Below are 10,277 nucleotides of genomic sequence, written 5' to 3'. Positions count from 1 at the left end.
GATTGGCGTGACAACATCGCCTGGAGCGATGTTGAACATCCCGAAAAGGATGGCCCGAAGGGCGAAGGGCAGGAAGCCCGCAGTCACGTGGTCGTACAGTAGGTGCTGGTGCTGACAAAACATTGCTCCTGCATTTTCTGCACTTCCGACATTCATGTCGGTCGTAGCGAAGATTTTTGAATAATCTAAGCTGACACACAGTCACTTGAAAAAGGTCGCGCAAGCGGCCTTTTTTTGTATCTGCAAAATGATTCTGTAACACCCATCATCCTATTTCTTTCGTAACACAACCGTTCAAACTGATAGTAAAAAGTAGCGTATTGGGCTAACAGGAGAAGTTCGATATCAGCTGGTTTGATTGTCGCTGCAATGCTTTGTTCATATTTCGTGAGTACAGTTGTCACACTTTTACCAGGCGATGAGCGATTATGAAGTTTGACTCGATAAAGTCCCGACTGCTGCTAATGCTTTTAATTTGCGTGTTGGGAATGGCTTTACTGGTTATCAGCCAGCATTTCTTTACGCAAAAACTTGTTTCTCTGCATCAACAACGTGAGTTACTGCTTCGGCTGGGGCAAGACTTATTGCAGATGCGTAGGCATGAAAAAGATTTTTTGTTACGACACGAAATCGACTATTACCACCGGTTTACTCGTCGCGCAGAAATATTTAATCAGCGTTTAGCCCGTTTTGTGCCAATGATGAAAGAACACGATTATCCGGACGAGCAGGCCGGTCAGTTAGCACAAAGTATATTTGATTATCAGCGGCTGTTTAATCAGGTGGTGCAGCTTCAGACAGAAATAGGGCTGACAAAAACACTGGGACTTAAGGGTGAGCTGGCGAGCGTGGAACAACAGCTGACTCCTGTCGTTGGCAGTGATGAAGTGCTTGCTGAAGCACGGGTGGCAGCTCGTGAGTATATGTTGTTTAATGATCAGCAATCGTCCAAGCGCTTTTATGTTTTAACAGACAAACTGGTGCGCCGGTCTGACTCTGGTGATGAAAAGATACTCCTGGACGCTTACATACAGCTTTTCACACGGCTTGCTACCGCAAACAAAGCCATGGGCATAACGCATAACGAAGGGCTGAGAGGGCAGTTCCGGCAGCAGGCTCATGATGTTGAAGCGCAGCTGGAACATATTGATACTGCCTTTCAGCCTCTGATCAACAATCAAACTGAGCAGGTTCGTGTTTATAGCCTGAGTATCGCTTTGACCACTTCAGTCGTACTGATTCTGTTGTTGGTCAAAAGCTTCGCGACTTTTCACAGCGCGTTTGCTAATTTTGTTATGTTTTTTTACCGCTGTAAGCGCCAGTATCAAAGAATTGATCCAAAACAACTCGGTTTCGCAGAATTTAAGTCATTAGCTGAGCTGGCCAACGAAATGGTCGAGTCACGACGTAATATGGAACTGGAACTGGCGGAAACACAGGCAGCGCTGAGACAGCAACATCGCGACAATCAGCAGAATGACAGCAGTCATCTTCGGGAGAACAATGAAATATCACCAGTTAGGAAGCAGTGAGCTTTCTGTTTCAGAAATTTGTTTAGGCACCATGACCTGGGGCATCCAGAATACGCAGAAGGATGCTGATGAGCAAATAGGTATGGCGCTGGACGCAGGTATTAATGTACTGGACACCGCAGAGATGTATCCTGTACCGCCTAATGCGCCCACCTACGCGGATACAGAGCGGTGTATCGGCGACTGGCTTTCCCGAAACCAGCACAAACGTCAGGACCTCATCGTCATGACAAAAATCGCCGGGGGCGGTATTGAGTGGATCCGTGAAGCAAAAAATATCACCGGCGATGCCATCATGCCTGCGATAGAAGCATCGCTGACACGTCTGCAAACCGATGTTATCGATGTGTATCAACTGCATTGGCCTAACCGGACTTCCCCGCACTTTGGCAAGCAGTGGATTGGCATGACAGACCCAACGCAGCTAAACAAAAAACAGAATGTTGAGGAAATGCGAAGCATCGTTCTGGCACTCGGTGAGGCTATAAAAAGTGGCAAAATCCGCCATTGGGGGTTATCTGATGACACGCCGTGGGGGATCCATACCTTTCTGAAGCTTTGCGGTGAAACGGGTGTGCCGCGTCCGGTATCCATTCAAAATGAATTTAATCTGCTGCATGCTAAAGACTGGCCTTATCTTATCGAAATGTGCCACCTTGAAGATATTGCATACCTTCCGTGGTCACCGCTGGCCACTGGATTACTCAGTGGAAAATACCAGGGTGGCGCGCGGCCAGAAGGCTCTCGCTGGACCTTTGTTCAGCGACAAGGGTTGTTCAGGGATACACCTCTGGCACGAGAGGCTACCGACGAATATATCAACATCGCGAAGAATGCCGGTATCACGCCCTCTCAGCTGGCTCTTGCGTGGTGTCAGCAAGTACCGGGTGTTACGTCAACGATTATCGGAGCTACATCAACGGCTCAGTTAAAAGAAAATATTGAAGCGTTCAGCATCACACTGTCAGCAGAAACGCTGCAATCTGTTGACGAAACCATGCGGCGTTATCCCATCGCTTTCTAAAGGCTAGCTAATTATAAAGGCGGTTACGGCCGCCTTTGTGGCTTTGCACTGATATTCTCAGTCGCATCTTGCATGTGACCTTGCAGCTTCAAACCTGCCTCAAAACCCAGCCTCTGATCAACACAAATGTTGCGAACCAACATTGACAGAATAACCAATCTGAATAACTATGTAACTAGTTACATAAATGTGGAGTTGTGATGCCTGATCTTCTGAAACAATTAGCTGAAGCGGCCCTGGGTAGTCGCTTACGTCGTTTGGCTGAAATGCTCTCTTCCGACGCGGGTTCAATATATCAATCATATAACGTCGACATAGAACCAAGCTGGTTCCCGATTATTATGGTGCTGTCGCAGACGCCACAATCAAGTATAAAGGCGCTTGCCGAACAGACCGGTCATTCGCATGTATTTGTCAGCAAAATTGTTAAGCAAATGCGAGTCCGGGCGCTCGTGACTGTGACACCCAGCGAACAGGACAAGCGCTCAACGCTTATTAGCTTGACGCCTACGGCAAAGCAAATGCTGCCAGCCTTAAGTGCACAAACGCGGGATGTGGGCAATGCCATGCAGTTACTGACAAACAGTGTTCATCCTGAATTTATGGCATTGGTCGATGCGTTCGAAACAGCACTGCGCAGAAAATCGCTATCACAACGGACACAGATAAGCGCGCAACGTTTTAATCAGCAATCTGTTCAGATCGTCCCCTATCACAGGCAGCACGCTAAAGCGTTTTATGACCTCAATAAACAGTGGATAGAACAGTTTTTTGTGATGGAACCGTCTGACTATGCGTCCCTTGAGGATCCCGACAAGATTATTGAGCAAGGTGGAAGCATCCTGCTTGCCATGGTCAATAAAGACGTTATAGGAACCTGTGCGATGATTAAAATGAACGACAGTCAGTTCGAGCTGGCGAAAATGGCGGTATCGCCGGTATGTCAGGGGATGGGAATAGGATATATGTTGGGGCAGGCAGTCATTGATGCTGCGCTTGATAAAGGTGCTTCACAGCTCTATCTTGAGAGTAACCGTCAGTTGACTGCAGCCATTAATCTGTATAAGAAGCTGGGGTTTACCGAGGTAAAGGGCGCGGCGTCACCTTATGCCCGATGCGATATCCAGATGGCGTTAGCACTCAAGCAGGAGGCGCGGTGCAAAGAAGAATAAGGGCGTACCCGACGCCCTTAAGCAACGATGTGTTAGAACGCGTATTTTGCTGACACCTGAATGCGATTCATATCACCCTCAAGCCCTGATTCTATCTCGCGTTTAGCGAATGCGTATTCCGCCCCCAGCGTCAGTGCACTTACCGGAGAGTACAGGTAATTAACCCGAGTGCTGTATGAACTTTCGGTAACACCCATGCCGGTAAGACTGGTATCGTTGTCGACATTTAACGCTGAAAACATAATTGATGAGGCTGAGCGTTCGCTCCATACATGTCGATAGGCAATGGAGTAGCCATATGAATCAATTGTCTCCAAATCATTGTTCTGGGTGATAACCGCGCCATTTGCTGAGTTCAGCGAAGAATAACGGCCCATACCTGCGCCTGTATTAAACATCATGCGTAAATCATCAGCGCCCAGATTGATTTTACTTGAAATAGCGATGCCGTATCCGGTCTCATCTGCATCCACCAACGCACCATCATTGTAAGACAGCTGGCGCATTAACCCAGCGACTTTGACATGTCCCCAGTCATCGCGAACTGTATAGGCTGCGATGAGATCGGGAACCGAGTTATCATCAGCTACAATGCGGCCACCACCACCAAATGGTGTGACAGTGGTTTCAGGGTTTTCAAGCGCGACTTCCAGTCCGCCGTTGGTATACCGGACCATGGTCTGACGACCAAATGTCACCCCGTCGGTGACGCCGATAAAATCCAAAGAGTCAGGCAATATGGATACATCCATAAAGGTGGTCCAGGTTTGACCTACGAGCCAGTTTTTGTATTGCAGGTAGGCGTGGCGAACCCGCGGCAAATAAGAGTTGCTGATACGCTCGTCACCGCCACTGGTTACAATGAAATCAAGTTCCAGTACGCCTTTTATGCTATCACCGCTTTCAGTAGGGGTTTCTGTCGCAAACCGAAAGCGAGACTGTCTGATGTGCGCATCAAACTGCACATCTTCATCCGGCCCGCCTACGGGCGTTAACGAGGGAATGTAAAAGTCGCGTCCAATGCTCCCAGAAGGCAGGGAGCCGTCTGAGTAGTCTGATACCATCGCATCGGCTTTGATATAGCCAGAGAAGGCCACATCGGTATTGCCCAATGTGGCTGCACTTGCACAAAATCCCAGCGAAGACAATGCGCAAACGACGGCGGTTTTTTTCATTGTGTGTTTCATCAGTCTGTCCCGTCTACATGTGATTGGTTACAATTATGTTAAAATATCGTGAATGTCTGTTAGGGTGGACCATTAACGATGTATTGGAAATAAGCGGATGGTCGCATAAGACCAAAGTCGCAAGTATAAAACTTAGTCAGTTGATATACAGGCTGTTTGCGGTAAGACCAAAGTCTCATTTTGCTTTAATCAATACCGGCTACATTGATGTATCTATATGGTGAAATCGAATTTTAAAACCGGAGGCGCACATTATGACTGCCAGTAAGACGTATCCTGTTCCCGAACAAATTAAGCAAACCACCCATTTGGACGAAGCGCAATATACGCAAATGTACAAAGAATCGGTAGAGGATCCGTCAGGATTTTGGGGAAAACATGCCGAATTTCTTGATTGGTATACCAAGCCTTCCAAAGTTAAAAATACACATTTCGGTAAAGATGATGTGTCTATCAAGTGGTTTGAAGACGGTGAGATTAATGCCAGTTATAACTGTATTGACCGGCATCTGGCAAAAAATGCCAAAAAGGTCGCACTGTATTGGGAGGGAGATTCCCCCGAAGACAGCGAAGAGATCACCTACCAGCAGCTTCACTACGAAGTGTGCAAGCTGGCCAATGGCTTAAAAAAGCTCGGGGTAGGTAAAGGCGACCGTGTTGCTATCTATATGCCGATGGTTCCTCATGCAGCTTATGCAATGCTGGCTTGCGCCAGAATCGGCGCGGTTCACTCGGTGATTTTCGGCGGCTTCTCACCTAATGCTATCGCCGACCGCATCAATGACAGCGCTGCCAAAGTGGTTATAACCTGTGACGAAGGGCGTCGCGGCGGCCGCAGCGTACCGTTAAAACAGAATGTTGATAAGGCGCTGTCCAATGGCGCATGTCCGTCTATCACCAATGTTATTTGTCACAAGCTGACCGGTGGCGACGTGGCCTGGAATGATGATGTGGATGTCGTCTGGGAAGCGCTTGTGGATGACTGCTCAGCACAATGTGAGCCGGAAGTGATGAATGCGGAAGACCCGCTTTTTATTCTGTACACATCCGGCTCCACCGGAACCCCTAAAGGTGTCGTTCACACGACCGGGGGTTACCTGTTGTACACCGCCCTTACATTTAAATATGCCTTCGATTACCAGCAGGATGATGTTTACTGGTGTTCAGCCGATGTTGGCTGGATCACGGGACACAGCTACATGGTATACGGGCCGATGATCAATGGCGCCTCGCAGGTTTTCTTTGAGGGTGTGCCTACTTATCCGGATGTTACCCGTATCGCGCAGGTCATTGAGAAGTATAAGGTTAATAGTTTCTATACTGCGCCTACTGCAATCAGAGCGCTGATGGCACACGGCGATAAGCCGGCTGAAGGCTGTGATTTATCTTCCCTGAGAATTCTGGGCACAGTGGGTGAGCCGATTAACCCGGAAGCCTGGGAGTGGTACTACCGCGTACTTGGACAAAGTCGCTGTCCTATCATGGATACCTGGTGGCAAACTGAAACGGGCGGTCATATGATTACGCCACTACCAGGTGCCACCGCACTCAAACCGGGCTCCGCCACGCGACCTTTCTTCGGTATTCAACCCGCGCTGTTTGATGCTGATGGTAATGAACTGGACGGTGAGGCCGAGGGTAATTTGGTCATTAAGGATAGCTGGCCTAGCCAGGCCCGAACGGTGTATGGTGATCATGAGCGCTTTATCAATACGTATTTCAGTGCCTACCAGGGAGTCTATTTCACCGGTGATGGTGCACGTCGTGATGAAGACGGCTATTACTGGATCACCGGCAGGGTCGATGATGTCCTTAACGTATCCGGCCACCGTCTGGGCACCGCTGAAATTGAAAGTGCCCTGGTGGCGCATAGCAAGGTCGCCGAAGCCGCTGTTGTAGGATACCCCCATGACATCAAAGGGCAGGGTATCTATGTGTATGTTACCCCCAATGAAGGCGTAGAACCTGATGAGGCGCTGACTAAAGAGCTTCGTGACTGGGTAAGACAGGAACTTAGCCCGATTGCGACACCTGATATGATCCAATGGTCGGTGGGGCTGCCCAAAACGCGTTCAGGAAAGATTATGCGTCGAATCCTGCGTAAAATTGCGGCTAATGAGCATGACCAGCTTGGCGATACATCCACATTGGCGGATCCTTCAGTTGTTGATACACTCATTGAGCAGAGGCTGAATAAATAAGGGAACATCATGATAACGCTGCTTATTGCAGATGATCATCCGTTGTATCGGGATGCGCTGAAAGGCGCGTTATCGCTGAACCTGCCGGACTTGAGGATGCTCGAGGCCGGCGATCTCAACCACACCGTTTCGCTGTTGCAACACGAAGATATCGATTTATTGCTGCTGGATCTGCATATGCCCGGCAGCAATGATTTATTCGGATTGCTTCATATCAGAAAACTTTTTCCCGGTCTGCCGGTAGCCGTCGTGTCCGGAACGGAAGATGCGACTATCATTTCTAAAATTGTTGGTGTAGGCGCCCTGGGTTTTATTCCTAAAACCGCGAGCTCTGCCGATATTGCGGAAGCTGTGCAGGTCATTCTGGACGGAGATATCTGGGTGCCGGAGTCGGTCACAGATCATCTTGAAGAGGTTGATGAGAGTTTCAGTGAGTTAGCCGATAAGGTGTCAAGCCTGACACCCTCGCAATATAAGGTCCTCTGTTACATGCGTGACGGATTGCTTAACAAGCAGATTGGTTACAACCTTGATATCGCGGAGGCGACGGTAAAGGCCCATGTCACCGCTATATTTAAGAAGTTAGGAATTAACAATCGCACACAGGCCGTTCTGATTGCGTCTCAACTGGAACTGGAGCCGCCAGAGCAGCGCGTTTGATGTTCCGGTTGAAACGCCAGAGTCGATAGTATTTAGGTTACTAGTCTGATTCTTTAGCCAGCAGGTAATCAAACTCCGGATCGACAATGAGCCGACCAGCCATAGCCTCACGGCCCAATAGCATCAGGTACGTCATTTCTGAGCGGTCGGTAAGGGTTAGCTGGATTTGCCAGCGTTGCCCGGCCATTTCGATGGGAGTCTGTATCGCATAACGGCGCTCGCGGGTTGCAGTTGAACTCTTTACCCGTTTCTGGGCCTGCACCTTTGCCTGTCGGCGGGTTACGGTTTCAACATTATGAATATCAGGGTGAATATCAAAACTTACCCACAAATCACCGTCCTTTTCGAACTCTTCAATATTGTCGACGTGCAGCGATGAGGTAGCGGCGCCGCTATCAACACGCACATGAAGTGATGTAATTGCTAAATCCGGCAAGTTGCATAACTCAAGTGCGCCGACAATGGTTTTTTGTTGTGTATCTGATGTACTCACTACTCAGTTCCTTTATTCAGAAACGGCCTGCTCTGTGGGTACCAGGCTATCCTGGAGTAACTCCACATGCTCTGCAACCGCTTCGGCGCGGCTGAAGTAGGCAACATGATAAATGGCCTCACCCTCCTGTGCCAGGGGGATGTTTTGTTTTCCTATCACCACACCTTCAGCCGGACAGATGATGGTGGCCTGGGGCTCACCGAACGGGTCTGCAATGACGGCCAGTCTGTCACCTTTTTCAACATGATCACCTAACTGCGCCAGATGCGTGACAAATCCACTTTCAGGCGCACGCACCCAACCGCTCTGATGAGCAATAAAGCGTTGTATATCATGCCCCTTCGTTTTGCGTTTATTCAGCATGCCCAAATGACGCATGGTGTTGATGACACCTTTCACGCCGGCTCTGACTGAAAATTCGTCATAGCGCAGGGCCTGGCCGGCTTCATAAAGCAGCATTTTTACGCCGGCTTCACTGGCAGCCTGGCGTAGCGAACCATCGCGTATATCCGCATTTAAAACAACGGGTACACCGAATGCTTTGCCCATTTCCATGACTTCTTCGTCATCCAGATTCGCCCGAATCTGTGGAATGTTGCTGCGATGAATGGCGCCGGTATGCAGGTCGATGCCCACATCACATTTGCAAACGACTTCTGTAAAAAACAGATGCGCCAGCCTGGCGGCCAGCGAGCCTTTTTTACTGCCGGGAAAGCATCGGTTTAAGTCACGACGATCCGGCAAATAACGTGATTGGTTGAGCACCCCATACACGTTCACCATTGGCACAGCGATCAACGTTCCGCGCATACGTTCTATCGATTTAGAACGAATCAGGCGAGCTACAATCTCAATACCATTGAGCTCGTCACCATGAATGGCCGCACTGACAAACATCGTTGGGCCGGGGCGCTTACCGCGCTTAACATAAACCGGAATACTCATATTTGTCGCCGTGTATAACGGCGGCATTTCTAGCTGAATTTTGGTCGTTTGCCCGGGAGAGACAGCAACATCCCCGATGACTAAATCAGCATCTGCCACTAGCCTTTCCCTCGCGTTTTGGTTTTGTTAGGTGTCGCATTCTTTTCAAGGAACTCAATAATGATACCGGCTACATCTTTGCCGGTGGCATTTTCAATGCCTTCCAAACCGGGTGACGAGTTAACTTCCATCACCACCGGGCCATTGTTGGACCGCAGAATATCGACACCGCAGCAATTCAGCCCCATTGTTCTGGCGGCATCTATCGCGCATTTACGCTCATCCGGTGACAGGCGTGTCAGGCTGGCGGAACCTCCGCGATGCAGGTTAGAGCGAAATTCGCCAGGTGCAGCCTGTCGCTTCATAGCAGCAACAACTTTACCACCTACTACAAAGCAGCGAATATCCGAGCCACCGGCTTCTTTGATGTATTCCTGAACCAGAATGCTGGCGTTGAGTCCCATGAAGGCCTCGATAATTGATTCGGCCGCTTTTGCGGTATCGGCCAGTACCACACCGATACCCTGGGTTCCTTCCAGCAACTTGATAACAACCGGCGCACCACCAACATTTTTAATCAGATCATCAATTTTATCCGGATGGTGAGCAAACCCGGTTCGGGGCATGCCGATACCTTTACGAGACAATAGTTGCAATGAACGTAGCTTATCTCTTGAGCGGCTGATAGCGACTGACTCGTTGATACTGTACGTTCCCATCATTTCAAACTGTCTGACCACAGACGTACCATAAAAACTTACCGATGCGCCTATACGCGGAATAACAGCATCGTATTTAGGCAGTCTTTTACCTTTATAACGCACGGAAGGTCGCGCACTGGTAATGTCCATGTAGCAATGCATGGTGTCAATGATATCTATTTCATGGCCGCGTTGTTGACCTGCTTCCTGAAGTCGTTTAGTAGAATAAAGTTTCGGGTTTCTAGAGAGTATTGCGATACGCATCGCAAGGTTCCTTAATATCAGTGTTGTTGTCTTACTTTTGTACTGATTGCGCAACACAA

9 protein-coding genes are annotated in these 10,277 nt (G+C 49.0%); 5 read left to right on the top strand and 4 right to left on the bottom strand.

Annotated elements, in window-relative coordinates; translation table 11 throughout:
* Positions 1-428: 428 nt before the first annotated feature.
* The 3 genes from HHX48_RS14815 to HHX48_RS14805 all read left to right on the top strand — a co-directional run bounded on the left by HHX48_RS14815 (position 429) and on the right by HHX48_RS14805 (position 3,728).
* A complete protein-coding gene (locus HHX48_RS14815) occupies positions 429-1,532 on the top strand; it encodes a chemotaxis protein (RefSeq protein ID WP_191026204.1) in 1,104 nt (367 codons plus the stop codon).
* Entirely contained in the window at positions 1,504-2,556 is a 1,053-nt protein-coding gene (locus tag HHX48_RS14810; RefSeq protein WP_191026203.1) for an aldo/keto reductase, read from the top strand. Before HHX48_RS14815 ends, HHX48_RS14810 begins: the two co-directional genes overlap by 29 nt.
* Before the next feature lie 200 nt (positions 2,557-2,756).
* Positions 2,757-3,728: a bifunctional helix-turn-helix transcriptional regulator/GNAT family N-acetyltransferase gene (locus tag HHX48_RS14805; RefSeq protein WP_191026202.1), complete on the top strand. Its 972-nt coding sequence runs from the start codon at positions 2,757-2,759 to the stop codon at positions 3,726-3,728.
* Between the two features lie 32 nt (positions 3,729-3,760).
* Here the strand turns inward: HHX48_RS14805 and HHX48_RS14800 are convergent, their stop codons facing one another.
* Entirely contained in the window at positions 3,761-4,915 is a 1,155-nt protein-coding gene (locus tag HHX48_RS14800; protein ID WP_191026201.1) for a DcaP family trimeric outer membrane transporter, read from the bottom strand.
* 254 nt (positions 4,916-5,169) lie between these two features.
* Between HHX48_RS14800 and acs the strand changes: the two genes are divergently transcribed.
* Together acs and HHX48_RS14790 are read left to right on the top strand one after the other, a co-directional pair.
* The gene (acs, locus tag HHX48_RS14795; RefSeq protein ID WP_191026200.1) at positions 5,170-7,116 is read left to right on the top strand and encodes an acetate--CoA ligase; all 1,947 of its coding nucleotides are present in this window, start codon (positions 5,170-5,172) and stop codon (positions 7,114-7,116) included.
* A 9-nt stretch (positions 7,117-7,125) separates the two neighbouring features.
* On the top strand, positions 7,126-7,776 hold the full coding sequence (locus HHX48_RS14790) for a LuxR C-terminal-related transcriptional regulator (protein WP_191026199.1): 651 nt from the start codon (positions 7,126-7,128) through the stop codon (positions 7,774-7,776).
* Positions 7,777-7,816: 40 nt separating this feature from the next.
* Here the strand turns inward: HHX48_RS14790 and HHX48_RS14785 are convergent, their stop codons facing one another.
* From HHX48_RS14785 to rimK, 3 genes are read right to left on the bottom strand one after another with little or no spacing between them, the layout of a single operon-like run.
* Positions 7,817-8,269, bottom strand: a complete 453-nt coding sequence (locus tag HHX48_RS14785) for an ATP-dependent zinc protease family protein (RefSeq protein ID WP_191026198.1) — start codon at positions 8,267-8,269, stop codon at positions 7,817-7,819.
* 12 nt (positions 8,270-8,281) lie between these two features.
* Positions 8,282-9,313: a succinylglutamate desuccinylase/aspartoacylase family protein gene (locus tag HHX48_RS14780; protein WP_191026197.1), complete on the bottom strand. Its 1,032-nt coding sequence runs from the start codon at positions 9,311-9,313 to the stop codon at positions 8,282-8,284.
* The gene (gene rimK, locus HHX48_RS14775; protein ID WP_191026196.1) at positions 9,313-10,218 is read right to left on the bottom strand and encodes a 30S ribosomal protein S6--L-glutamate ligase; all 906 of its coding nucleotides are present in this window, start codon (positions 10,216-10,218) and stop codon (positions 9,313-9,315) included. The genes HHX48_RS14780 and rimK overlap by 1 nt, the downstream gene beginning before the upstream one ends.
* Between the last annotated feature and the right edge of the window lie 59 nt (positions 10,219-10,277).

This window comes from Salinimonas profundi, from assembly GCF_014750655.1.
In the GTDB taxonomy this organism is placed as follows: Bacteria; Pseudomonadota; Gammaproteobacteria; order Enterobacterales; family Alteromonadaceae; genus Alteromonas; species Alteromonas profundi_A.
Note: the sequence above shows the minus strand (reverse complement) of the source record. Positions and strands in the feature narration are given on the sequence as shown.

Bases quoted from the DNA above. Each gene is read 5' to 3' on its own strand.
- HHX48_RS14815 (WP_191026204.1), top strand. From the start codon at position 429: ATGAAGTTTGACTCGATAAAGTCCCGACTGCTGCTAATGCTTTTAATT.
- HHX48_RS14810 (WP_191026203.1), top strand. From the start codon at position 1,504: ATGAAATATCACCAGTTAGGAAGCAGTGAGCTTTCTGTTTCAGAAATT.
- HHX48_RS14805 (WP_191026202.1), top strand. From the start codon at position 2,757: ATGCCTGATCTTCTGAAACAATTAGCTGAAGCGGCCCTGGGTAGTCGC.
- HHX48_RS14800 (WP_191026201.1), bottom strand. From the start codon at position 4,915: ATGAAACACACAATGAAAAAAACCGCCGTCGTTTGCGCATTGTCTTCG.
- acs (WP_191026200.1), top strand. From the start codon at position 5,170: ATGACTGCCAGTAAGACGTATCCTGTTCCCGAACAAATTAAGCAAACC.
- HHX48_RS14790 (WP_191026199.1), top strand. From the start codon at position 7,126: ATGATAACGCTGCTTATTGCAGATGATCATCCGTTGTATCGGGATGCG.
- rimK (WP_191026196.1), bottom strand. From the start codon at position 10,218: ATGCGTATCGCAATACTCTCTAGAAACCCGAAACTTTATTCTACTAAA.